The sequence below is a fragment of the Bacillus sp. 1735sda2 genome, assembly GCF_024159245.1.
Lineage (GTDB): Bacteria > Bacillota > Bacilli > Bacillales > Bacillaceae > Bacillus > Bacillus pumilus_O.
The window spans coordinates 3527369-3552962 of the sequence record NZ_JAMYWZ010000001.1; the positions used below are offsets into that span (position 1 = coordinate 3527369).

The following is a 25594-nucleotide window of genomic DNA, read 5'->3' on the forward strand; positions in this document are numbered from 1 at the left end:
TAACTTCTTGAATTCCAGAAGATTTTTTTGCTTGAAGATGGCAAAAAATCATTTAAATAAACAAAAAGAAAGCGATTTCAAATTAACGGTTGACGTCTCCCTCTTTTTCCTCTAATATTTTCCTTGAAACCGATACCAAATAAAATACCCATACTTTGTTTCAGATGGAAAGGGAGGCTTATCTCAAATGGAAAATCGTTATGCTGTACACCCTGAGCAGGTCAAACGTTTTACAACAGAGGAACTTCGTCGTCATTTTCATATTCCTACACTATTCGTCAGTGGTGAATTAAAGCTCTACTATTCGCATGAGGACCGCGTGGTGATTGGCGGAGTCATGCCGTCTGCAGAGCCGCTCAAATTAGATGCTAGCGACTTTTTACGTACGGAGTATTTCCTTGAAAGACGCGAGATCGGCATTGTCAATGTCGGCGGTCAAGGAACGGTCACTGTCGATGGTGAAGCCTTTGTACTGGAGCACAAAGATTTCTTATATATTGGGCTTGGACACGAAGATGTACAGTTTGCTAGTGCATCCGGCGAAGAAGCCAAGTTCTATCTTGTATCAGCAACGGCTCATCAAGCGTACCCTACGCAAAAAGCAGCCATCGCTGAATTAACACCGAATCACTTAGGGGAAGCGTCTGCTTCCAACGTACGAAATCTATATCAAGTTATCCACGCAAACGGCATCCAAAGCTGTCAGCTTATGATGGGAATCACTCAACTGGAAACCAATAACACATGGAATACGATGCCTGCTCATATTCATGATCGGCGTATGGAAGTGTACTTATATCTTGATATCGAAGAAGATGCTCGTGTCTTTCATTTTATGGGGGAGCCATCTGAAACAAGACATCTCGTTGTGGCTAATGAAGAAGCGGTCATTTCTCCTGCTTGGTCCATTCATTCAGGCTCGGGCACAGCGAATTATTCATTTATTTGGGCGATGGCTGGCGAGAACTATACGTTCAAAGATATGGACTTTGTCCCAATGGACCAGCTGAGGTAATGTGATGACAACAGCATCATATGTAGCGTCCCTCTTTTCTCTTGAAGGCAAAACAGCCCTTGTGACAGGTCCTGGAACGGGCATTGGGCAGGGCATTGCTGTGGCGCTTGCCAGGTCAGGCGCAGATATTATCGGCACATACCACCATACACCGCTTGAGGAAACGAAATCGCTCGTCGAACAAGCGGGCCGCTCGTTTCATGCGGTTCAGATTGACTTTTCCGACCCTCAAAGTGCAAATCAGGCTGTCGATGCCATGTTACAAAAGCATACGATCGATATTTTAATCAATAATGCTGGCACCATTAAAAGAGAGCAGGCCACTCATTATTCAGAGGAAGATTGGCATACGGTCATGGATGTGAATATCAATAGTCTCTTTTTCCTCACCCAAAGGGTTGGGCGACAGATGCTGAAAAATGGGCAAGGGAAAATCGTCAATATCGCCTCCCTTCTATCATTTCAAGGCGGCGTCTTTGTCCCCGCTTATACAGCAAGTAAACACGCAGTCGCAGGACTGACGAAGGCCTTTGCAAACGAATGGGCGAACCAGCATATACAAGTGAATGCGATCGCTCCTGGTTACATTACGACCAATAATACGCAAGCCATTCGGGACGATGAGAATCGAAATGAAGAGATTCTCAAACGAATCCCTGCCGGGCGCTGGGGAAAGCCTGAGGATCTAGCCGGTGCGGCTGTTTTCCTTAGCTCACCAGCCTCCGATTATATGAACGGTCATATTTTAGCTGTTGATGGCGGCTGGCTTGCAAGATAAACAGACGAGAGAATTCCTATTTGCAGGGATTCTCTTTTTTCTATTTGCATAATTCTCCACCATCCGAGTCACTCTATAAAAAACATGACATGAGGGTGAGGTATTATGAAAAGTCGTATTGAACAAGATATAGCGTCCGTCATCAAGCGCGTCAAGAGCTTTGCCGGGAAAAGTGATGATATCGTGTTCCACTCATTTTCATTTGGTCCTTCTGCTATCTCTGCATGTCTCATGTACGTTGAAGGACTCACAGAGTTTGAGATGCTTTCCAAACAAATCATTTCACCCATGCAAAAGGAACTGAATATTACCGAGGTTGATCCTAATACGCTTCCGGCTCTGTCTAAAACGTTCTTTGGCATCCAAAATGACGTGCTGGAGGATATGAACCTTGCCATCGAGCAGTTATATAGCGGCAGGGCTATTTTATTTGTAGATGGTGCGGCACAAGCACTTGCGCTTCAAACGAACCTTTTTCAATTTAGAGAAGTAGAAGAGCCGCAATCGGAAGTCCTAGTAAGAGGGCCTCGGATCGGTTTTATTGAAAACCTTGAAAAAAACACGGCTTTAATTCGTGAGCGGGCAAACGACCCAAACCTTGTCATTCAAAAGGTGAATGTAGGTACTCGCAATAAGAAGGCCGCAGCCCTTGTATACGTTCGTGATATTGTTGATCCCAAATTAGTAGAAGATGTTTTATTACGCATGGCTGAAATCAAAATGGATGACATCCCTGAAACCGGCTACATTGAACAACTGATTGAGGACAGCCACATCTCCATTTTTCCGCAGATTCAAAATACAGAACGTCCAGACCGGGTGATTGCATCTGTGCTTGAAGGGAAAGTATCGATTTTACTCGATGGCACTCCCTTTGCACTCATTTTACCGATGACCTTTACAGCCTTGATGCAATCACCTGAAGATTATTATCAGAGATGGACTAGTGCGACTCTTTTACGTTTACTCCGTTATATCGCTGTTTTGCTCACGATTTTTTTACCCGGGCTTTACATTGCACTTGTCTCTTATCATCCAGGATTATTACCAACACGGATGGCACTCACCATCGCAGGCAGCCGTCAGAATGTTCCGTTCCCTCCTGTTGTTGAGGCGATTCTCATGTCTTTTACGATAGAACTGCTACGGGAAGCTGGACTTCGGCTTCCTAGAGCGATCGGGCAGACAATTGGGCTCATTGGCGGCGTCATCATTGGTCAGGCTGCTGTCCAAGCCAATATCGTCAGTGGCTTAATGGTGATTATTGTGTCGCTGACGGCACTCGCTGACTTTACGGCACCATCCTATGACTTTAGTTTCCCGCTGCGTATCTTGCGATTTATGGCCATTTTCAGTTCAGCGATGTTTGGGTTATATGGCTTAATCATGTGTTATTTATTTGTGCTTTGTCACTTGATGCAATTAAAGACCTTTGGTTTTGACTATTTCACGCCTGTTTTGTCTTCACCGTTTTCAGATTTAAAGGATACGTATGTACGTCTTCCAATTGGGTTATTTAAATCGAGACCGAAAACAGCAAAAATAAAAAATCTCAAAAGACAAGGAGATTAACCGATGTACAGAGCTGAGAAGCTATCATTGTTACAAGTCACCATTCTGTGCAGCTCTACAATGATAGGCGCTGGAATTTTAACCATTCCACGCAGTTCTGCCAATTCAGGATTCCCTGATGGCTGGATCATTGTATTAATACAGGGAGTCATCTTCGCTTTCGTTGCTTTTTTGTTGGGATGGATTGCTGAAAAAAATGCGCCGGATACCATTTTTGAGTCAAATAGAAAAGGAGCCGGTGCCATCTTTGGCACGTTCTTCAATTTAATACTGATTGTCTATTTACTAGGCATCGTCGGCTTCGAAGCGCGTGTTCTCGGAGAAGTCGTCCAATTTTTCCTGCTGGAATCGACTCCCATGGCAGTGATTGTGATGATTTTTCTTCTCGTGGCGATCTATCATTTGAAAAGTGGTATTTTTCCAATAGTCAAAATGGTGACATACATATATCCGATGACGATGATTATTTATATTGGGCTCATGCTGTTTAGTTTGAAAATATTCGATTTTGATTATTTGCGTCCTGTGATGGCGCACGGGTTTCGGGATTTTAGCAAGTTGTTCTCTCAAACCTTTATTCAATTTACTGGCTTTGAGGTCATTTTGTTTGTTGTACCACTTATTTATAAAGACAAATGGTCAAAAGCGAAATGGGCAGCTGCGATCGGGGTTGGGATTACTTCTCTTATCTATTCCCTCACGCTCTTTGTTGTGATTGGTTCCATGACAGTAGGTGAAACGAAATCCCTCACCTGGCCGACTGTATCCCTCATTCAAGCACTAGAACTTGAAGGGGTCTTCATTGAACGATTTGATATATTTTTGCTGACGATTTGGACGTGCCAACAGTTTATTTGCATGCTAGGCTTTTTCCAATTTGCCATTAAAGGTTGCCATACAGTCTTTAAGACGACCAATGTAACGAGACTGCTATGGCTGCTGTTTTTGATTACCTCTGCCCTCTCTTTATTTCCGAGAAATATCAATGAAGTCTTTTACTACTCTACTTTACTCGGCTATGCATTGTTCGTCGTTTTAGCCGTTCCTTTTATTACAGCCATTCTGCTGATGATACGCAAAAAATGGGGAGGTCGATCTGCATGAGAGGAAGACGTGTATTGTTCATTTTTTTGTCCTGCTGTCTCTTCCTTCTATCAGCAGGATGCTGGGACTTAAAAGATATTGAAAAATTATCATTTGTGCGCGGCGTTGGAATAGATGAGGAGGAACAGAAAGGAGTTAAGCTCACTTACCAAAACCTGGTGCCGAAGATGGGCGGAACACAAGAGGCCGATTCTCCTGGCTATGTAAACGTCGTCTCGAAGGGGAAAAACGTGCTGGAGGCTGTCAGTAATGTCGCCTTAAAGGACCCGCCAATCTATAGTGATCATCTAAAAATCTTTCTGTTCGGCAAAGATCAAGCAGAACATCACGATATTCAAGGAACGCTCAATCATTTTATTCGAGATGATGAAGTTCGGCGAAGCAGCTATCTCCTCGTGTCACGTGGTGATGCATCAAAAGTAATCAATCAAAAATTGAAATCACAGCAAAAGGTTCCAGTTGAACATATCTTTGAAACATCCAAAAACCGAAACTTTAACGGAAAGATCTTACTGCCAACACGTATTGGCCGGGCATCTGATTACTTCCAGATGGGCGTGAGCTTCCTTGTCCAAAGTGTAGACGCGATAGACGGCGAGCTTATCTATGATGGGGCAGGAATCATTCACGGTAAAAACCGAAAGCTGATCGGATTCATCCCTGCAAAGGATGTCCAATCTTTAAACTGGGTGATGGACCGAATCTCAGGCGGCGTTGTACCAGCTACTTACAAAGGCTTTCCGATCACATATGAAATTAAGAAAGCCAAAACTAAGATTGAACCTTATCTGAAAGATGGGCATATTTCCTTTAAGATTATTGTCAACACAAATGGAAAGCTTTCTGAAGATCAGTATCCTGAAGAAAACTCATACGATGAGCAGTACATCCAAAGATTTGAGCGTCTTTTTGCAAATAAAATCAAACAAAGGATTCAAAAAGCGGTTCATCATGTGCAAAAAGAGGTGGGCGTTGATCCTATCTTTTTAAGCCGGCAATTTCGTATTAAATACCCTGACTATTGGGAAAAGCATCGAGACGAATGGGATGCGCTCTTTCAAGAAGCGGAAATCGAATATGATGTCAAAGTCAGCATTTTAAACTTTGGGGCAGAGGGCTCAACGAAAAGCTTCAAATGGTAATGCAAAAGGCGGTTATCCCGAAGGGGACCCGCCTTTTTTACGCACGACAATTAAAAGCTGATATAGTGTCACTTGATCAGTTAACGCCTTTGTTTGCAAGCCAAGTGACGTTCCTACTCTTGCTATCTCATCAAAAAACAATTGCACGTTTTGATCTATCGGAACATTGATCCTCTGCTCGATCACCCGTTCAAACAAATGGTCTGGGAAAAGCGCATGCATTGTGTTTGGTGTGAAGAACCTCAAGTGACCTCGATCTAAAATTCCTACATCTTGATACGTAAAATCCCCTGTCATTAACGGGAGTAGTACCTCCGCATGCATCATGTTCGGCAGGCAGCAAATGATCACGCCACCCGGTTTTAAAGATGCGTGCGCTTGTTCAATCATATGCCAAGGATCTGACACATGCTCTAAAACATCCGAAAAAATGACCGCATCAAAAAAAGCCTCTTTCTCTAACCACGGGTACTCATCTGCTTTTGCCTCAATGACTTCTTTGTAATAAGCCTTTGCGATGGCTGCTTTTAATGGATCAGCCTCTACGCCGTACATGTCAACAGACTGCCGATTCATGAGTTCAAGCCCTGTTGCCCCTACGCCGCATCCCGCATCCAGTACACAAGCAGCATCTTCAGGCAGTAGATCTGCAAAGTACGGATGAGGAGTCATCAAATTGAGGTCAATGCCCCATTTATCTAAAAACCGTAGCCTGTTTTCTGCAAACAATGTAGTGATGTTCGTATCTTGATTCGCTCGAAAGGTTGCATGACCGTGATGATGCACAAATGAATCGTGAACGATTTGAAGCTGATATCCGTTCAGCAAAGATCTCAAACAAAGGTCGTCATCCTCAAATGATCCATACACGAACCGCTCATCAAATAAACCCACCTTTTCAATGAGCTCTTTTTTTACAAGTAGACAAAACCCCACAAGCCGATGTACATAAGTTCTCTGACCTGTTTTCGCAGCCGTATATTTCTTCGCAAAGGCTGGCAGTTCCTTCACATCTGTATACGTTGACTCGACCATTTGAGGACCGCTCACATAGTTGGATACTGGCCCTACCATCCCAATACGTTCTGATGCAAATAACGCCTCCCTTAATGGAGAAAGCCAGTTTTCCGTGACGATCGTGTCGTTATTTAAAAAGAGAATGCTATCTCCTGTCGCTTTTTTTGCTCCTTGATTACAGCCCTTTGCAAAGCCTCGATTTTCTTCATTTTCTATGAAGATCACATCGTTCAGCTCTCTCACATATTCCTTCGTCCCATCGGTTGATGCATTATCAACAATGATGAGTTCATATTGTTCACTTCGGGTATGCTGCTTGATGCTGTCGATACATTTTTTCGTTAAATGCAGTTCATTGTATGTCAGCATGACAATGCTCGTTTTCCCTTCCATCTCATTTCCACCTTTCGCCCGCATGTTCCATATGTATGTCATATGGAGCACGTTCAGAAGATGAGAGATTGTCCTTTCTTGATTAAACGTTTGTTTAACAAAGAAAAACCAGCTGCATCTGGGCAGCTGGTCGTGGTTCACACCGTTTTTCCTTCGTCACCTGTGACGGCACGATTCCTCTTTTTTAAATCGTCTTCAATTTCTTCAAGACTTTTCCCTTTCGTTTCAGTCACCATATATTTCACAAATAAGAAGGCGCCTACGCCGATGACCGCATAAATGAGGAAAAGATTACTGATACCCATCGCGCTTAGTAAAGTTGGAAATGTAAGCGAAATGATTAAATTTCCTGTATGAAGGAGGAAGGTAGAGACACCTGTACCGATACCTCGGACATGTACTGGGAACAGCTCAGGAAGCATGACCCAAACAACAGGACCCCAGCTGACAGCAAAGATGACAATAAAGAGACCTAAACAAATAATAGTTGTCCATCCTGCCGCTGTTGACCCTTCGAAAAATCGATTGACCACTGACAGGACAATTAAACTTAGGACCATGCCAGCATTCCCAAATAAGAGCAGCGCTTTACGCCCTACACGGTCAATAATTTTAATCGCCACAAACGTCATGACGACATTCACTGCCCCAATTCCGACGGTTCCTAAAATGGCCGCTGAATTGCCAAAACCAACGCTTGTGAATGTTTTTGGTGCATAGTAAATAATCGTATTGGTACCGATAAACTGTTGCAAAAAGGCAAGACCGACACCAGCGATTAATGCTGGGCGCACCCATGGCTCAAATAATTCCTTAAAACCGCCTTTTTCTTCACTTTCTGCCTGTTGTATGTCTGAAATTTCTTCTTCCACTTCTTGCTTACTCTTTCTCAGTTTAGATAATATCTCTTTTGCACAGTCTGCCTGTCCATGGACAAACAGCCAGCGGGGACTTTCCGGCATAAACATAATCCCACATAATAAAAGCACAGAAGGAACAACCGCAATTCCAAGCATCAGGCGCCATGCCTCTGCATCCGCTAAAGCGTAATTCACAATATAGGCGAGTAGAATACCAAATGTGATCATGAGTTGGTTTAATGAGGACAGTGCTCCTCGCGATTCCTTTGGAGCGAGTTCAGATAAATATAATGGAACAATCGTTGTCGAGCACCCGACAGCAAGCCCTAGCACAATTCGGAATAAGACCATCACTTCGGTATTCGGGGCAAGGGCTGTACCAAATCCGCCGATAATAAACAAAATCGCGGCGGCGATGATGGCTTTTTTTCGCCCAAATTGATCTGTCAGCTTTCCAGATAAAGAGGAACCGAGCATCGCACCGATTAAAATCGAGCTGACGACAAGTCCCTCTGTAAATGCGTTTAACCCTAAATCCTCTTTCATAAATAAGATGGCGCCAGAAATGACACCTGTATCATAGCCATATAAGGCGCCACCTAGTGCGCCGAAGAAATAAAGCCACCCATTCCGATTTTTCATGTTCATAACCCCTCTTTTGTTCTGTATGTACTGGATGTTTCTCTATGAAAAATCATTTTCCTCACTTTCTGTCACTTCAAACATTTCGATGTTTTATGACAAATATATTTCATTTGCGTATTATTGAAACTTTTTACGATAAGGATACGTCAATTAAGCGTTAGTGAAAAAAATGTCGCACTATATCCCGTTTTAAGGTATATTTGTTTTAGTTTGTAAGCAAAAAGAAGGACATCTTTACTATAAAAATCATAGCGAGGGTTTAAATATATGGATCAATCAAGAAGCAAACGCCAAGGAAAAAAGCGTTTAAAACCGTGGGTGAAAGTCACTCTATTTATAGTCGGTATTCTTTTACTGACAACCGCTTCTGTCACAGGCTATGCCTACTACAAAGTGACTAGCGCTGCAAAAAAAGCACAAGTATCTTTAGATCGCGGCGCTCAATCTGTCAAACGGATTGAAGCATTCGATCCTGGGAAAGACAGCTTTTCTGTCTTATTGCTTGGTATTGACAGCAGACCGGGTGAAACAGTGAAACAAGCACGAAGCGATGCGATGGTCTTAGCAACCGTCAATCGTACAAATAAGACCGTAAAATTATTAAGCATTCCAAGGGACTCATACGTGAATATTCCAGGGCATGGCTATGACAAAATTACACATGCACACGCATTTGGCGGTGCAGATTTAACCTTAAGTACAGTAGAAAATTTACTAGATATTCCAGTTGATTTTGTGATCCAAAGTAATTTCAAAGCATTTAAAGAGATCGTTAATGAACTAAACGGGGTTTCTATTAACGTGAAGGATGATTATGTCGTCAAACAGGTTCTAAAAGATACAAAAGGTAAGGTACAGCTTCAAACAGGAACTCATACGCTAGACGGTGATCAAGCTCTCGCGTATGTGAGAACACGAAAAGCAGATAGCGATTTATTACGTGGACAGCGTCAAATGGAAGTATTAAAAGCCATTTTTGATAAATCAAAATCGTTAACGTCTATTCCGTCATATGACAATATCATTGATACACTTGGTGATAATGTCGCGACCAACCTTTCGATGAAAGAACTAGTCGGGCTTTTCCCGCTTCTAACGTCATTGAAATCGATGGATACCATTCAGCTGAAAGGCTCTGATTACCAGCCAAACGGAGTTTATTATTTCCAATTGGATCAAAATCAGCTAAACGAAGTGAAGACTGAATTGAAGAAGCAGCTTGAATTATCATAAACAGAAAGCGTCCCTAAGGGGCGCTTTTTGATTGTTGAGATCTCTCCCCTTGGCTTATTTCCTTGATCATTCGATCATTTTTGTTTAGCCTTGATAGAGAGGAACAAGCATCGTATTGCTCATGAGAATGAAAGAAATCGTACATACTTTGAAGAGGCGATTGCATGCATGAAGGAGGATTTGACAGCGATGAAAAAAATGATTGCGATTGATTTAGACGGTACACTTTTAAATACAAAAAGTGAAATATCTGCTCAAAACAGGGAGGCATTGATCCGCGCGAAGGAAGCGGGATATATTGTCACCATCTGTACAGGGCGGGCGACTTTTGATGTGAAGGAACTGCTTGGTGATTTGGACATCCCCATTATTGCAGCAAACGGCGGAACCGTTCATACAGAAGGTTATGAACTTTTCAGCCGTATCACACTTGGCCAAGAAGCAGGAAAACGAGCGGCTAAAGCATTAGTAGAAAGAAACATTTACTTTGAGGTTTACACGGACGATGCGCTCCTCTCTCCTTTTGATGGAAAAGAGAAACTGAAAGCAGAATTTGATGTGATCAAAAGCGCGAATCCAAATGAAGATATAGCTGATTTATGGGAAGGGGCAATGACTCAATTCAAACAATTTGGCATCAAACCAGTGGATGATATTCGTCAGATTTTTGAGTCGAATGAAGCGACCTATAAATTACTCTGCTTCTCATTTGATATGAATAAATTACAGGAAGCACGAGATCTCCTCTCAGAAATGCCTGAGCTTTCATTGACCTCTTCTGGAAAACATATCATTGAGGTACTTCCAAAAGAGTCTGGGAAAGGACATGCCCTGAAAAAACTCGCAGCTCATTATGGCGTAGACCGCTCACATATTTATGCAATAGGCGACAGCCCCAACGATCTATCCATGTTTGAGGAAGCAGGCCACCGCATTGCTATGGGGAATGCAGTCGATGTCATTAAAGAAAAGAGCACTTACATGACAAAAGGCAATCATGAAGACGGTGTTGCTTACTTTATTGATCTGCTTTTAAAAAATCAATTCCACGAAAAAAAGACGCTCGTCTGATCAGCGCCTAGAGAGAAATCTAAAAGTCCGATACGAGCATTGATCGGGCTTTTTCTTTATTTTTGAATTCGAACAGCCATCTCATACTTATCCTTCCAGTACGTACTTGTTTTCATATTCGTGAGCACGACACCATTTGAGACGGTCACATGAATGACTTGGTTTGATCCTGCATAAATCGCCGGCATCAATGACGTTCCATTAAAGAAAACAAGATCTCCCGGCTTCAGCTCCGACCGCTTCACAGGGGTACCTGTCTTGACTTGACCTGATGCATAGCGAGGCAGCTCAATACCAAGTACTTCTCGATATACGTACTGTGTGAACCCTGCTGTGTCAAAGCCTTGCTTTGGATTCGTCCCACCTTTGACATAAGGAACTTCACCAATATACGTAGCGGCTTTTGAGACAATCGGATTTTCTTTTGCTAATTTCAGCTCTGTTAATCGTTTTGCACCTGTCCATTTTTCGCGCCAATACGATTCAGACAAATAAGAAATCGTTACACTTTCCGAACGGCTCGCATGAATAAAACGATCACCGCCAATATACATCCCTACATGAGAAATACCTGGCTTGTATGTGTTGCTAAAAAAGACAAAATCCCCAGGACGTATATCATCTAATGCCACTTTTTCTCCAACCATCCACTGCTGTTCAGCACTTCGAGGTAAATAAATCCCTAGTGATTTTTCAAATACATATTGTAAAAAGCCTGAACAATCAAAGCCACTCTTAGGGTCTGCTGCACCAAATACATAAGGAATACCTAAATATTTCATCGCATCTTTCACTAGACGATGATCCGAGATTTCCGGTGTGCCTGGAAGTCGTTTGACTGCATAAAACCGGTCCGTCCAGTATTTACTTTTACTGACGTCCGTTTTCACCACACCTTGACTAAGTGTGATGTGAATGATCTGATCGTTACCATCGTACAACGCCACATGTGTCGGGATATCTTTTGTTTCTTCTAAGCTGCGAAAATATACGAGGTCACCAGGCTGGGCTTTGTCCCATGATATCTTTTTCCCAATCTGATACTGGTCGATCACCTTACGAGGCAAATCAAATGCACCTGATGTCTTGTACACATATTGAGTAAACCCTGATGCGTCAAAGCCCATTTTTGGATCGGTTCCTCCTTTATGATAGGGTGTTCCAATCAACTTTTCCGCTTGTTGCAAAGGAGATGCTGTTTGAGTAGCTGCTTCTGATTGAGACATGAACATCAGCCCTACGAGCGCACACCCACCAATCACTATTCCTTTCCATTTCATGATCTTTTCCCCTCCTTTCTTCTATAGTTTCGGCATGACACCTCACCTTTTACACCTTTTTTCGACAAAAAAGAGCACGCAATGCGTGCCCTCTATGCTCGTTAAAGTTATTTACTTGCTTCCGTTTTTGACTGTTTTTGTTGTTCAATTTTCTGCATTTCAACCGAGATCTTTTGTTTTTCATGATCTGTGAGGCTGTCACTAAATTTAAAAGCAGACATAAAGACAAAGACTAAAATTAACGCAACAAACGGCCAGCTGGCTTTTAGAAATTTCATTTCTTCTCTTTCCCTCCGTTTTCTTTTAAGTGTTTAACTTTATCAGCGTGATCTACTTCAAAGAAAATGTGTCCGTCTTTTTCTTTCCAATCCGCATTCGTACCATTTGTCAGCATACGGATAATGGATTTTGATTCAAATGATCCTGCTTTAACTGGTGCAGGTGTTGCTTCTTTGATGTACATTGGGACAACTTCAAATGTCGCTTTTCCATCTTCATTCAGATGATACTGAACAAGTGCAGAATCACGTGTTCTTGACCAGCCTTGGTCAAAAATAAAGTTTCCTAAGCTATAGAAGATCGCCGTGCCGTTATAGACTTCCATTGGCTCAAGAACATGCGGATGAGCACCAATAATGATATCAGCACCAGCTTTTGACATCGCTCTTGCCAATTCTCTTTGTCTATCGTTTACCTCATTGTTGTACTCCTGTCCCCAGTGAGCATGAACAACGACGACATCTGCCTTTTCAGCAGCCTGCGAAATCATCGGAATAAAGATAGATGGATCGGCTGGCAAGATACCTGCCTTGCGATTCGTTGCTTTAAAATTTTTCCCATACACATCTGTAAAACCGAGTGTAGCGATTTTGACACCATTTACTTCTTTATACGAAATGTTCTGCTTCGCATCCTGAAGGTTACGGCCTGCGCCTGTATAATCCATGTCCGCTTGTTCAAAGGCATCAATTGTTTTGTTTAGCCCTTTTTCACCATAGTCTGCCGCATGGTTATTCGCAAAGTTTAATGCAGAGAAATTCAAATCCTTCAACGCTTTGACAGAATCCTCATCTGTTTTTAAATGAATATTCTTTTGCGCCGCTTGTTCTTGATCTGATGCGACTGGATGTTCAAAGTTACCAGTCACATAATCTGATACATCAAAGTATGGTTTGGCATAGCGGAAGAGATGCTGTTTTCCATAACGGTCAGTTACTTTCTCTACGTTTCTTCCAAACATAATGTCACCGACAAACGAAGCGGTCAGGATGTTTTCTGGGTTCTTTTGTACAGTTGGCACTTTTGCTTGCCCGATAAATGTAAATAGAAATGTACAAGCAATGACGATCGGCAAAGCAATCAGTACGTGTTTATTCGTTTTTTTCTTTTGGTTCTTTGTGATTTTCAGCAGCTTTTCCTGAAAGCTCAATTTTTTATTCATCATTGGACACACCTTATCTTAAAATAGATAGTAAACATACATGATGGCAAATGTTGCACCACTTAGAAGTAACGTGCTTCCAAGGGTAATCGTAAGACCTTGCTTTTGAATCGTGTTTGCAATCAATCCAGGAACGATAATACCGATTCCGCGGAATTCTGCTATTTCAAATGGGACCACTGGATAGAAGAAATCAAAGACAAGCTTTAAGGCAATCCCTGTAATCAGCATCGCAGCAAACTTTCTGCGTCCGTATAAAATCATAAATTTTGATAGACCAAAGCGAACGATGACATACGTAAGCAAGCTGACAGATAAGACAACTAAAATGAAAACTGGCTGGTTAAATACAAGCGCTAGATAACCTGGTACAACAAGTCCAGCTGGTACGATTCCTGTTTTTTCTGCAAAGATTAAACTAAGTAGAACACCTAAAATTAACGAGATATAAAGATCTGATCCGAACATTTTCTATATTTCCTCCTAGCTGACAAGCTGCTTAATTTTGTATTCTTGAATTTTTTCGATTAACGGTTCAGCGGCACCATGAATATTGCCGACTCCATAAACCACTCGATTATGAAGCTTTTTCTCAAGCATTTTCATAATTTCTTCTGTAGATTGATATTCAAGGTTGTGTAAGTGGTCAGCCGGAATTTTTCCATCCTCATATGCCTTTACAATTGGATCTGTTGTTTCACCAATTAAAACGAGATCACTTGCTTCAATATAAGGAAGTACATCCTCCGCAAACTGGATCGTTCGATCTACACGATCCGCACGGCAGTTCATGATAATAATCGGTTCATCTGTTGGATATCCAATTTCTTTCACACGCTTCCAAATGTTCAATGTAGATGATGCGTCATTTGCCGCAAAACCATTTACAAAGTGTCCAGGAGTTTTCGCATCCATTAATGGAAGAATTCTCATCGCTCCTGGATCAGGTGGCGCATTTAACATTCCACGGAATGCTGTATCTTCATCAATTCCCAATGCCTGTGCAACACCAAGTGCAAGTGAGGCATTATCTGGGAAGACCATGTACTCAAATTTCCGTAAATACTCATCAGAAATCTTGGAATTATCTGCAACAATGACTTCTGTATTGCGTTTTTTCGCAATCTCTTTAAAGAAATCCGTATATTCACTATCCGTAATAACCAAGTGTCCATTGTAAGGAATTGTCGCTGTAAAGGCTTCTGCTATTTCATCAAGTGTCGGCCCCATGACGTCCATATGATCTTCAAGAACGTTTACGATCACGCCAATATTCGCTTGAAGCAGCTCTTCCTGAAAGATAATTTGGTAATCTGGATTGACCGCCATACATTCACTGACGATGGCATTTGCTCCTCTTTCAACAGTTTCTCTCATAACTTCCTTCTGCTCACCGATATTCGGTCCTTGCGGTTTCCTTTTAATCGGTTTCTCCTCTGGCGTATCCCAATAAATCATTCTTGCATCTGTTCCCGTTGTTTTGCCGACAGTTTTATAACCTGCCTCCATTAAGATACCGGTTGTCAATCTTGTAACGGTAGACTTTCCGCGAATACCATTAATATTGACGCGCACCGGTAGGGCATCGATATTTTTCTGGTGACGCTTCTTTTCAATAAAGCCAATCCCTAACATGATGACACAGGCTATAACGATTAACCACATCGCTTATCTACATCTCCTTTTTTTATGAGTGTGATATGTAAATTCAATCAACAGTATATAGGTTCAGCATAAAATCACAATCGGTATTATGTAACATAATCTTTCACTTCCTCGTATGCCAAATTCCTCTAATCAGAAGGTGGATTGACCTAGCTCGTCTTTAAATGAAAAGGTCAAAAGACTGACAAAAAAGAGCCTGAATTTTGACTTCAATCAAGAGTAAGCGTTACCATCAAGCATCGAAAAATCTTTTGTCCTTTTCTCCCTAAATTTTTTGACAATTGTTAAGATGTATTTTGAATCAATGTTTTAAAGCCTTTTAAACTCTATAACTTCTGTCATATCAGCGCTTTAAATGAATAGTGCGTGTTTTGGAATGTTTTTGTTTTTTGAAGGAACAGGTTAGAAAGTCATCCTCATCCGTCAGAAAGCGATGCGTTGACCTATGACAAAGGTCACCTCTAAAAAAATCAAGCCATATGCTTATTTTAAGGTCACAAAAAATTAGGATAATATGTAAACTATTGATCATTTTGAAATGCCTGTTCTTTACGATATTCGATCCTTATGACCTAAACAATGAAACATTATTCATTTGTTTTTATCAACATTCATCATTTCTTAACATTTTTAATATGATTTTAGTTGAAAGTTGTCAGCTTATGTCATGCTTTCACCTAAGATGACGAATAAAATCGGTCTCTCCGCTCACACTATGAATAAAAAACTGTGAGAGGAGGCTAAAGATGCCAAACGCCAATGAGCAAACACGCTTACATTTTTTATCAGGGAGCTTCGAGGAAAAAATCAGAATTCTGAAAAAGACATTTCAGCAAAGTGGGGATTTTGAATACCGGGAGCTAATGGTGAATGAAACGAAATCTGTTTTGTTTTTTATTAAAACAAGAGTAGATGAAGGCAAGCTAAATGATTTCATTATCGGCAACTTGTTAGGACCACCTGGAAAGCAGGATTATACAAAATCTCTTAGCACACTCGAAACTGGTGACTTGACGCTGATTACAGACAGCATCATTGCAGGAAGTATTGCCTTTCTTGAAGAAAATGCCTCGCAGATCAAATTGTTTACCGTTGGGCAGCCTCCTCTGCGTTCTATTTCAGAACCTTCTTCAGAAAGCATCATTGCGGGTGCTCATGATGGATTTGTGGAAAGTTTGGATACGAATTTATATTTGCTGCGTTCTCACTTAAATGATCGGAAGCTCGCTATCCAGTATCATAAGGTCGGTACAAAATCAGAAACAAAGCTTGCCACAATTTATATTTCCGATATTGCCAATCCAGAAAAGATAGAAGAAGTGAACAGACGAATTTCTTCTATTAAAGTAGACACACTGCTCAGTCCTGGGTCTGTCGTTGAAGCCATTGAGGATGATTCATTCTCTATTTTCCCGCAGCTGATTGACACTGAACGTCCAGATAAAGTCAGATCTGCCATCCTTGAAGGCAGAATTGTTGTATTGATGGATGGAAGTCCAATGGCCATCATTCTACCTATCACGTTCTTTAGTTTCTTTCAATCACCAGATGATTATAATAGCCGCTGGATACCAGCTACATTTATTCGTGTTTTGCGTTATCTTGCCTGCATCATCGCAGTCATCCTGCCATCTTTTTATATCGCCGTGATTGGATTTCATTATGAGGTGGTCCCTGATGAACTCGCCATTACGATGAAGAACTCTATTATTGGGATTCCCTTCCCTCCTTTAATAGAAGCCATGCTAATGGAAATTACCATTGAACTCATACGGGAAGCTGGTGTGCGTCTGCCAAAACCCGTCGGGCAGACCATTGGGATCGTAGGCGGTTTGGTCATTGGGGATGCGGTAGTACAAGCAGGACTTATCTCGAATGTTCTTATTGTTGTCGTTGCCGTGACTGCTGTTGCTTCCTTTATCCTTCCTTCAATTGAAATGACGGCTACCATTAGGATGCTGCGTTTTCCGCTCATGTTCATGGCTTCAATGTTTGGCTTTATCGGTATTTCATTTGGCCTTGCCATCGTCCTCATGAATTTATGCCGCCTAGAATCTTTAGGTGTACCGTACTTATCACCTGTTACACCTTTTAACTGGCAGGATTTAAAGGACACCATCATTCGACTACCTATGTGGATGTACAAACAGCGTCCTGTCTATTTAAATCCGAAAAAGAAAAAACAAATTGAACAATTGAGAGGATGGGAAAAGAAAAATGAAAAATAAAATATCCTCATCTCAAGCGGTCTTTTTTCTCATTCAATCTCAAATTGGTGTAGGGATTTTAGCGCTTCCTCATCTGCTGATGAAGGATATGGGGCACGATGGGTGGATGGCGATCATCTTAGCGGGTGTTTTTATTCAAATCATCAATACCATATTTATTTACATCATTCAGAAATATCCTGACATCTCGTTCTTCCAAGCATTAACCAAAGTCTATGGGAAATGGATAGGACGAATTTTGATCGGACTGTATACCATATATTTTGCCTCGGTCTGTATTGTGGTTCTGTCGATTTTCACCAGAATACTTGGAATATGGGTACTGCCACTTACGCCAAACTGGGTGATTAATTTATTACTGATGATCTGTATTATCTATATTGCAAAAGAAAAAATCACAGCGATCGTCAGATTTAACTTTATCTTGACTCCTTTTTTGCTCATGCTGTCTTTACTCATGTTCTATTCATTAAAAGGAACCAATATTGACTACCTTATGCCTTTCTTCCAGACGGACCTGTCTCAGTTTCAGCTTGGATTGAAAGATGTGGTACTCTCAATGAACGGCTTTGAGATGATTCTCATCATCTCTCCTTTCATGAAAGGCACCATCAAGGAACGCTATAAGGTCATGACCATTTCAAATATATGCACGACACTTTTCTACCTATTTATTACATTGATTTGTTTTATGTTCTTCAGCCCGATTGAGCTTGATATTATTCCAAATCCTGTGCTTTATCTATTAAAGACCGTTACATTTGGAATAATTGAACGAACAGATTTAATTTTTCTTAGTTTCTGGGTGTTTGTTATTCTTGCCACACTCAGCAATTATCTTTACTTCTGTGCCAACGGCCTAGCGAGCCTTCTTAAGAAAAAAGAGCATAAAAAGTATATCTATTATTTTGCTATTTTTATTTACGCATCTAGCTGTTTCCTCGCAAACGATAACTTTAGAATACAGCGCTTTAACGACTTTACAACTATTGCTCAGATCTCGGTCATTTACACACTTCCGATCATTATGGCCATCATCATCTTTATCAAACATCGCAAAGGGAAGGTGAAATCACATGCGTCATAGTTTTTTGCTGACGCTCCTCATGTGTATGTCTCTAATCTTCATGCCTGGCTGCTGGGATCAAAACTTATTAAAAAACATCTCTCTTGTGTTAACGTCTGCAGTTGATCAAGGCGAAGACGGCAATGCGAAATTTTCCATCACCTATCGTAAAGTCCAGCAGTCTCAAAGTATGGAGCAAGGAAATTCAGACAACTATTTAACCACTCTACTCACAACGGAAGCTCCTACATTAAGAAAAGCAAGAACCAACTTAAGCCGGATTGTCGATCAAAAAATTGATATGTCCAAAATGCGGGTCATGCTCATTGGTGATGAATTTGCTCAAAATCAGATTCTCCCTTACTTAGATATGTTTTATAGAGATCCAAAAAGTCCTTTGCTCACAAATCTTGCAGTGGTACAGGGGGGCAGCTGTGTGGAATTAATCAATGAGCTCCTTAAGGAGAAGCTCATTGTGAGTGATTATTTAAATAACCTTATCACCACGGCATCTCGATCCTCCCAAGTAGCACCGAAAAACATACAAAGCATTCGTTCCAAAATGCTGCAAACTGGGGAGGATTTCACACTGCCTTTACTTCACTATGATCAAGAGAAAAAACTAACGAGTGTAAAAGGCGTCGCCTTATTTGATAATGAGAAAAAGAAAGGTGAACTGTACGGACAAGATGCCGTTCTTCTTACTGTCATGGACGGAAAAATGGGCAATTATGCAAACTTCACTAAAAAAGTAAGAAGTGATATGAAATCAAAGGAGAACAATTACATGACCATTCAAGTGACAGATTCAAATAGAGATATCAACATTGTCAATCCTGACCATCAAAACTTAACCTTTTCTCTTGAGTATGAATTTACGACCTCTGTCCTTGAGTACCCGAAAGATAATTTAAACACAGATAAAAATATTGAAATACTCAACAAAAGGCTTTCTGAAATTTTGACAAAAGAAGCAGAAAAAGTGGTAGCTGTTCTGCAAGAAGCAAACTCTGATGTACTCAGCCTTGGCAGAAAATATCGGGTAAAACACTATGATGAATATATGAAAATGAATTGGGTTACCGAATACCCAAATGTAAAAATCATCCCAAAAATCAAAGTCAATATTACACAAACAGGGATTATTAGTTAAGAAAAGGAAGAAGTCATCTTTCTTTTCTTTTTTTATTTTTTTAAGATTGTCATTTAAAAGCTTTCATGATAATCTATTTGTGTAAACGGTTACACATTCACGAAGGGAGGCACTCCATTGGCTACAATTAAAGATGTTGCAAAAGCGGCACAAGTGTCTGTTGCCACTGTTTCACGCGTACTGAACGATACTGGATATGTCCATACAGATACGAAAACCCGCGTGACACAGGCGATGCAGGAGCTGAACTACTTTCCCAATGAAGTGGCTAGATCCCTTTTCAAACGAGAATCTCGCTTAATCGGTTTGATCTTACCTGATATCACAAACCCCTTCTTTCCTCAGCTTGCTAGAGGCGTTGAGGATGAGATTCATGCACAAGGTTTTCGGTTATTATTCGGAAACAGTGATGAAGATCGAGAAAAGGAATTGGCTTATTTACAAACCTTTAAACAAAATCAAGTGGTCGGTGTCATCGCTGTCACAAACGAACCCGAATCAGATATATACAATGATGATGAATTGCCGGTTGTGTTCTTAGATCGAACCGTCTCGCATGCACCTTCTGTATCTGCAGATGCTACTACTGGCGGGAAAATGGCCGCAATGGAATTAATTAAGCGCGGTAGCAGGCAGATCACACTGCTGAAAGGACCTGCCCACCTTCAAACAGCGAGGCAGCGATTCAAAGGTGCACTCGATGTACTAACCGAAAAAGGCGTCGACTTCCATGTGATGTCTAATGCTTCGTTTTCTTTTCAAGAAGCCCGCAAGAGTGCTAAGGCTCTTTTCCAGCTGTATCCTGAAACAGATGGCATCATTGCCAGTAATGACATTGTCGCAACAGCGGTCATACATGAAGCGCTTCGGATCGGAAAAGCCGTTCCAGAGGATGTTCAAATCATTGGGTTTGACGATATTCCGCAAAGTGAGCTGCTCTTCCCTTCCCTATCGACGATTAGGCAGCCTGCCTATGAAATGGGAAAAGAAGCAGCACAGCTGTTAATGAAAGCGATTCAGAAACAACCGATAGATCAACCAATTATCCAAATGCCCGTCTCTTTTATTGAACGAGAGACAACAAGAAAGGTGGATTCACAATGAGTCATATTGTCGTAGTAGGAAGCTGCTCTATGGATTTAGTCGTCACTTCGAATAAACGACCAAATGCCGGTGAAACAGTTTTAGGCGAATCTTTTAAAACCGTTCCAGGCGGAAAAGGCGCCAATCAAGCAGTCGCCAGTGCAAGGCTCGGTGCTGATGTATACATGGTCGGCCGAGTCGGTGATGACGCTTATGGTCAAAATATTCTCAACAATTTACAAGATCAAGGGGTTCGCACCTCATATATGAAACCGGTTACCGAAATGGAAAGCGGCACGGCTCATATCATTTTAGCAGAAGGTGATAACAGCATTGTCGTGGTCAAAGGGGCAAATAACGAGGTCACTCCTGACTATGTAAGAGAAGCACTTTCTACAATAGATGATATTGGAATGGTGCTCATTCAGCAGGAAATACCTGAAGAAACGGTCGAAGCTGTCTGCGCCATTTGCAGCGAAAAAGAAATCCCTGTGATTTTAAACCCTGCACCTGCCCGCAAAGTATCACAGCAAGTGTTAGACCAGGCTACCTATATTACACCGAATGAGCACGAAGCTGTTCTCATGTTTAATGGACGCTCAATTGAAGACGCCTTGCGTCAATACCCTAACAAATTACTGATTACGGAAGGAAAAAATGGGGTTCGATATTTTGACGGATTGAAAGAAGTGCTAGTCCCAGGCTTTCCAGTCGAAGCAGTTGATACAACAGGAGCAGGCGATACCTTTAACGGAGCCTTGGCTGTTGCCTTAACAGAGGGCAAATCTCTCTATGACGCACTTGCCTTCGCTAACCTTGCAGCATCAATGTCTGTCACCAAGTTCGGTGCACAAGGCGGCATGCCAACAAGAGAAGAACTGGAGAGAAAGAAATGAAAAAAAACGGCATCCTAAACAGCCATATCGCCAAGGTACTTGCTGACCTTGGACATACAGATACAATCGTCATCGCAGATTGCGGCCTGCCTATTCCAGAAGGTCCAGTCAAAATCGACCTATCATTAACGATCGGCACACCATCTTTTCAGGAGGTCACCTCCCTCCTTCTTCAGGAAATGGCGGTTGAACACATTACGGTGGCTAGTGAAATCCAAGAAGCCAATGAGCGAGATCATCTATTTCTAAAGAAAGCGTTCTCAAAACCATTACATGATGTAGACCACGAGACGTTCAAAGACATGACCAAACAGGCAAAAGCAGTCATACGCACGGGTGAAGCCACCCCATACGCAAACTGCATTCTTCATGCCGGTGTCATCTTTTAAAAGGAGGAGCCAGATATGAACATTGAGATGCATAACATCCATAAGGCCTTTGGAAAAAACACCGTTCTTTCCGGGGTCTCCTTTGACCTCGTCACAGGTGAGGTCCACGCGCTCATGGGTGAAAATGGCGCAGGAAAATCAACTTTAATGAACCTGCTCACAGGTCTTTATTCATTAGACCAGGGAACGATTCATATCGACGGGAAAGAAATCGCTTTCAAAAATCCGAAAGAAGCGGAACAACACGGTATCGCCTTTATTCATCAAGAGCTCAACATATGGCCTGATATGACCGTCTTGGAAAACCTATTCATCGGGAAAGAAATCTATACGAAGTTTGGATTGCTAGACACAAAGAAAATGAAGGTTCTTGCTCAAAGCCAGCTGGACCGATTGTCTGTGAACCTCTCGCTTGATGAAGAGGCAGGCAGCTGTTCTGTTGGTCAAAAACAGATGATTGAGATTGCAAAGGCATTAATGACGGATGCGAAGGTCATTATCATGGATGAACCAACGGCAGCTCTAACAGAACGTGAGATTGAAAAACTCTTTCAGGTTATTGAATCTCTCAAAAAAGAAGGCGTATCCATCGTCTATATTTCTCACCGTATGGAGGAAATTTTTGCGATCTGCGACCGGATTACAATCATGCGTGATGGGAAAACGGTCGATACGAAAGCCATACCTGAAACGAATTTCCATGAGGTCGTCAAAAAAATGGTCGGCCGCGAATTAACAGATCGATACCCTGAGAGAACGCCTTCTCTAGGAGATACGATCCTTGAGGTAAAGCAAGCGTCAAGAAAAGGACAATTTCAAGATATCAGTTTCTCCGTTAAAGCTGGAGAAATCGTCGGTATTGCAGGCTTAATGGGCGCTGGCAGGACCGAAATGATGCGGTCACTGTTTGGTCTTGATTCTCTTGATCAAGGGGAAATCTGGGTTCATGGAAAAAAGGCTGTCATTAAAAAACCAAGTGATGCCGTCAAGCTCGGCATCGGCTTTATTACAGAGGATCGCAAAGATGAAGGACTCATGCTGGATGCTTCCATTCGAGAAAACATTGGTCTGCCAAACTTAAAAAGCTTCTCTCCAAAGGGACTGATCGATAAGAAAAACGAACAGGATTTTGTTGACCTCCTTATCAAAAGATTGACGATTAAAGCGGCTTCCTCTGAAATCTCTGCTCGCAGTCTCTCTGGTGGAAATCAGCAAAAAGTCGTCATCGCCAAATGGATCGGCATCCAGCCAAAGGTCTTGATTTTAGATGAACCGACAAGAGGTGTCGACGTCGGAGCGAAGCGAGAAATCTACCAGTTAATGAATGAACTGACCGATCGAGGTGTTGCCATTTTAATGGTCTCCTCTGAGCTACCAGAAATTTTAGGGATGAGCGATCGAGTGCTTGTCATTCATGAAGGAACCATCAGCGGAGAAGTAAATAAAGCAGACGCAACACAAGAACGAATTATGACACTTGCTACAGGAGGGAAGTAACATGAAACCACTTACTTCAAATGGACGATTTGACAACATCATGCAAAAGCTTGGGCCATTCTTAGGACTCATCATCCTTGTCGCCATTGTTTCTATTTTAAACCCGGCCTTTTTAGAGCCATTAAACATCTTAAACTTACTGAGACAAATCTCCATTAATGCCCTCATTGCCTTTGGTATGACATTTGTTATTTTAACCGGAGGAATTGATTTGTCGGTCGGTGCCATTTTAGCACTTTCTAGTGCGCTGACTGCCGGATTTATCGTGTCTGGTATGGACCCGATTTTAGCGATTATCGTTGGCAGTATCATCGGCGCTATTCTTGGGATGGTCAACGGTCTTTTAATCACAAAAGGAAAAATGGCTCCTTTTATCGCAACACTTGCCACGATGACCATTTTTAGAGGATTAACACTTGTTTATACAGACGGAAACCCGATTACAGGACTCGGCTCGAACTACGCCTTTCAGTTATTCGGCCGCGGATATTTCTTAGGCATTCCTGTTCCAGCGATCACGATGCTTCTCACCTTTATCGTACTATGGGTACTGCTTCATAAAACGCCTTTCGGCAGAAGAACATATGCCATTGGCGGAAATGAAAAAGCTGCGCTTATTTCAGGAATCAAAGTACCGCGCGTAAAAATAATGATTTATTCATTGGCAGGTTTCATGTCTGCTTTAGCAGGTGCCATTTTAACATCTCGTCTAAATTCTGCGCAGCCAACAGCTGGTACCTCCTATGAGCTTGATGCGATTGCTGCTGTTGTACTTGGCGGGACAAGTCTGTCTGGCGGAAGAGGGCGAATTGTCGGCACACTGATCGGGGTGCTCATCATCGGAGTCCTGAACAATGGTATGAACTTACTTGGAGTTTCATCATTCTATCAATCTGTTGTGAAAGGGATTGTCATCTTGATTGCAGTCCTACTAGATAGAAAGAAATCTGCTTAAGGAGGCAGCTGCTATGAAAAAATATCTCATTCTCATTTTGACTCTCTCATTGTTCATGCTTTCTGCCTGCTCGCTAGAACCGCCAGAGTGGGCCAAATCAACAAAAGATGGGAAGAAAAAAGACATCAAAATCGGTCTCTCGATCTCGACCTTAAACAACCCATTCTTCGTTTCTCTCAAAAACGGGGTGACAAAAGAAGCGAAAAAGCTTGGCATCGAAGTTGTCATTGCAGATGCACAAAATGATTCAGCGAAACAAACAAGTGACGTAGAAGATTTAATTCAGCAAGGGGTCGACGCCTTACTTATCAACCCAGCGGACTCGTCTGCTATATCGACTGCTGTTGAATCAGCGAATGCTTCTGATATTCCAGTCATCACATTAGACCGCTCAGCTGAAAGCGGAAAAGTAGAAGCACTTGTTGCCTCAGATAACGTCAAAGGCGGCGAAATGGCGGCCAATTTTATCATCGACAAGGTCGGTAAAGGAGCCAAAGTCGCTGAATTAGAAGGTGTACCAGGCGCTTCTGCTACACGTGAGCGTGGAAAAGGATTCCACCAAATAGCAGATAAAGATCTAAAAGTGACTGCAAAACAAGCGGCTGACTTCGACCGAACAAAAGGATTGAATGTCATGGAAAACCTCCTTCAAGGAAACCCTGACATCAAAGCTGTTTTTGCCCACAATGATGAAATGGCACTTGGCGCTCTAGAAGCAATTCAAAGCTCTGGAAAAGACATTCTCGTCGTTGGCTTTGACGGAAACGAAGATGCACTCAATTCAATCAAAGCAGGAAAACTATCTGCCACCGTCGCCCAGCAGCCAGAGTTGATCGGGAAACTAGCAGTCGGTGCTGCAAGCGACGTCTTAAAAGGGAAAAAAGTAGAAAAGAACATCGCAGCACCACTGAAACTAGAACAGAAAAAATAAACACAAAACCCCCGATGTCTCTCGGGGGTATAGATTGACAAAGGGCTAAAATGATCTTGATTTTAGCCCTTTGTCTTCTTTTCAGCGTGATAGAAAACCTTTGCAGCCCTAGGAAGGACGAGTACTGGCGCGGAGCGAATTTGACATTCGTGAGCACCAGCACGCAGGACTGACAACGAA

At 41.9% G+C, this 25594-nt stretch carries 23 protein-coding genes; 16 read left to right on the forward strand and 7 right to left on the reverse strand.

The window, feature by feature from the left end:
• Positions 1 to 187: 187 nt before the first annotated feature.
• The 5 genes from kduI (at position 188) to NKR21_RS18495 (ending at position 5611) form a co-directional block, all read left to right on the forward strand.
• Positions 188 to 1015, forward strand: a complete 828-nt coding sequence (gene kduI / locus NKR21_RS18475; RefSeq protein WP_144455419.1) for a 5-dehydro-4-deoxy-D-glucuronate isomerase — start codon at positions 188 to 190, stop codon at positions 1013 to 1015.
• 4 nt (positions 1016 to 1019) lie between these two features.
• Positions 1020 to 1793, forward strand: a complete 774-nt coding sequence (kduD, locus tag NKR21_RS18480; protein WP_144455417.1) for a 2-dehydro-3-deoxy-D-gluconate 5-dehydrogenase KduD — start codon at positions 1020 to 1022, stop codon at positions 1791 to 1793.
• Positions 1794 to 1898: 105 nt separating this feature from the next.
• Positions 1899 to 3365, forward strand: a complete 1467-nt coding sequence (locus NKR21_RS18485) for a spore germination protein (protein WP_144455415.1) — start codon at positions 1899 to 1901, stop codon at positions 3363 to 3365.
• Positions 3366 to 3368: 3 nt separating this feature from the next.
• Positions 3369 to 4469, forward strand: coding sequence for a GerAB/ArcD/ProY family transporter (locus NKR21_RS18490; RefSeq protein WP_012011480.1), 1101 nt, complete (start codon positions 3369 to 3371; stop codon positions 4467 to 4469).
• Positions 4466 to 5611, forward strand: a complete 1146-nt coding sequence (locus NKR21_RS18495; RefSeq protein ID WP_144455413.1) for a Ger(x)C family spore germination protein — start codon at positions 4466 to 4468, stop codon at positions 5609 to 5611. Before NKR21_RS18490 ends, NKR21_RS18495 begins: the two co-directional genes overlap by 4 nt.
• A 12-nt stretch (positions 5612 to 5623) precedes the next feature.
• Here the strand turns inward: NKR21_RS18495 and NKR21_RS18500 are convergent, their stop codons facing one another.
• On the reverse strand, positions 5624 to 7021 hold the full coding sequence (locus NKR21_RS18500; RefSeq protein WP_144455411.1) for a bifunctional glycosyltransferase family 2 protein/class I SAM-dependent methyltransferase: 1398 nt from the start codon (positions 7019 to 7021) through the stop codon (positions 5624 to 5626).
• 137 nt (positions 7022 to 7158) lie between these two features.
• On the reverse strand, positions 7159 to 8523 hold the full coding sequence (locus NKR21_RS18505; protein ID WP_144455409.1) for a sugar porter family MFS transporter: 1365 nt from the start codon (positions 8521 to 8523) through the stop codon (positions 7159 to 7161).
• Positions 8524 to 8793: 270 nt separating this feature from the next.
• Between NKR21_RS18505 and NKR21_RS18510 the strand changes: the two genes are divergently transcribed.
• Together NKR21_RS18510 and NKR21_RS18515 are read left to right on the forward strand one after the other, a co-directional pair.
• Entirely contained in the window at positions 8794 to 9759 is a 966-nt protein-coding gene (locus NKR21_RS18510) for an LCP family protein (protein ID WP_012011484.1), read from the forward strand.
• 189 nt (positions 9760 to 9948) lie between these two features.
• Complete coding sequence (locus tag NKR21_RS18515) at positions 9949 to 10830, forward strand: Cof-type HAD-IIB family hydrolase (protein ID WP_186299615.1); 882 nt, start codon at positions 9949 to 9951, stop codon at positions 10828 to 10830.
• 56 nt (positions 10831 to 10886) lie between these two features.
• Here the strand turns inward: NKR21_RS18515 and NKR21_RS18520 are convergent, their stop codons facing one another.
• From NKR21_RS18520 to pgsB, 5 genes are all read right to left on the reverse strand, one after another.
• Positions 10887 to 12110 (reverse strand): C40 family peptidase, encoded by a 1224-nt coding sequence (locus tag NKR21_RS18520; RefSeq protein WP_144455405.1) that lies wholly within the window; start codon positions 12108 to 12110, stop codon positions 10887 to 10889.
• Positions 12111 to 12217: 107 nt separating this feature from the next.
• Entirely contained in the window at positions 12218 to 12388 is a 171-nt protein-coding gene (gene edmS / locus NKR21_RS18525) for an extrachromosomal elements maintenance protein EdmS (RefSeq protein ID WP_003213661.1), read from the reverse strand.
• Positions 12385 to 13551: a CapA family protein gene (locus NKR21_RS18530; RefSeq protein ID WP_088002335.1), complete on the reverse strand. Its 1167-nt coding sequence runs from the start codon at positions 13549 to 13551 to the stop codon at positions 12385 to 12387. Before NKR21_RS18530 ends, edmS begins: the two co-directional genes overlap by 4 nt.
• An 18-nt stretch (positions 13552 to 13569) precedes the next feature.
• Positions 13570 to 14019 carry a poly-gamma-glutamate biosynthesis protein PgsC gene (gene pgsC, locus NKR21_RS18535; protein ID WP_012011488.1) on the reverse strand — a complete coding sequence of 150 codons (450 nt, stop codon included), beginning with the start codon at positions 14017 to 14019 and terminating at the stop codon, positions 13570 to 13572.
• 15 nt (positions 14020 to 14034) lie between these two features.
• Positions 14035 to 15216, reverse strand: a complete 1182-nt coding sequence (gene pgsB / locus NKR21_RS18540) for a poly-gamma-glutamate synthase PgsB (protein WP_144455403.1) — start codon at positions 15214 to 15216, stop codon at positions 14035 to 14037.
• Positions 15217 to 15962: 746 nt separating this feature from the next.
• On the opposite strand from pgsB, the gene NKR21_RS18545 reads away from it, so the two are divergent.
• The 9 genes from NKR21_RS18545 to rbsB all read left to right on the forward strand — a co-directional run bounded on the left by NKR21_RS18545 (position 15963) and on the right by rbsB (position 25414).
• Positions 15963 to 17444 (forward strand): spore germination protein, encoded by a 1482-nt coding sequence (locus NKR21_RS18545; protein ID WP_144455401.1) that lies wholly within the window; start codon positions 15963 to 15965, stop codon positions 17442 to 17444.
• Positions 17434 to 18531 (forward strand): GerAB/ArcD/ProY family transporter, encoded by a 1098-nt coding sequence (locus NKR21_RS18550; RefSeq protein WP_144455399.1) that lies wholly within the window; start codon positions 17434 to 17436, stop codon positions 18529 to 18531. Before NKR21_RS18545 ends, NKR21_RS18550 begins: the two co-directional genes overlap by 11 nt.
• A complete protein-coding gene (locus tag NKR21_RS18555; RefSeq protein WP_144455397.1) occupies positions 18521 to 19663 on the forward strand; it encodes a Ger(x)C family spore germination protein in 1143 nt (380 codons plus the stop codon). Before NKR21_RS18550 ends, NKR21_RS18555 begins: the two co-directional genes overlap by 11 nt.
• Before the next feature lie 117 nt (positions 19664 to 19780).
• Complete coding sequence (locus NKR21_RS18560; RefSeq protein WP_144455395.1) at positions 19781 to 20767, forward strand: LacI family DNA-binding transcriptional regulator; 987 nt, start codon at positions 19781 to 19783, stop codon at positions 20765 to 20767.
• Positions 20764 to 21642 carry a ribokinase gene (gene rbsK / locus NKR21_RS18565; RefSeq protein WP_144455393.1) on the forward strand — a complete coding sequence of 293 codons (879 nt, stop codon included), beginning with the start codon at positions 20764 to 20766 and terminating at the stop codon, positions 21640 to 21642. Before NKR21_RS18560 ends, rbsK begins: the two co-directional genes overlap by 4 nt.
• Positions 21639 to 22031 (forward strand): D-ribose pyranase, encoded by a 393-nt coding sequence (gene rbsD, locus NKR21_RS18570; protein WP_012011495.1) that lies wholly within the window; start codon positions 21639 to 21641, stop codon positions 22029 to 22031. Before rbsK ends, rbsD begins: the two co-directional genes overlap by 4 nt.
• 15 nt (positions 22032 to 22046) lie before the next feature.
• Positions 22047 to 23528 carry a sugar ABC transporter ATP-binding protein gene (locus tag NKR21_RS18575; protein WP_144455391.1) on the forward strand — a complete coding sequence of 494 codons (1482 nt, stop codon included), beginning with the start codon at positions 22047 to 22049 and terminating at the stop codon, positions 23526 to 23528.
• 1 nt (position 23529) lies between these two features.
• Complete coding sequence (gene rbsC, locus NKR21_RS18580; RefSeq protein ID WP_012011497.1) at positions 23530 to 24483, forward strand: ribose ABC transporter permease RbsC; 954 nt, start codon at positions 23530 to 23532, stop codon at positions 24481 to 24483.
• 13 nt (positions 24484 to 24496) lie between these two features.
• On the forward strand, positions 24497 to 25414 hold the full coding sequence (gene rbsB / locus NKR21_RS18585; protein WP_012011498.1) for a ribose ABC transporter substrate-binding protein RbsB: 918 nt from the start codon (positions 24497 to 24499) through the stop codon (positions 25412 to 25414).
• Positions 25415 to 25594 lie beyond the last annotated feature (180 nt).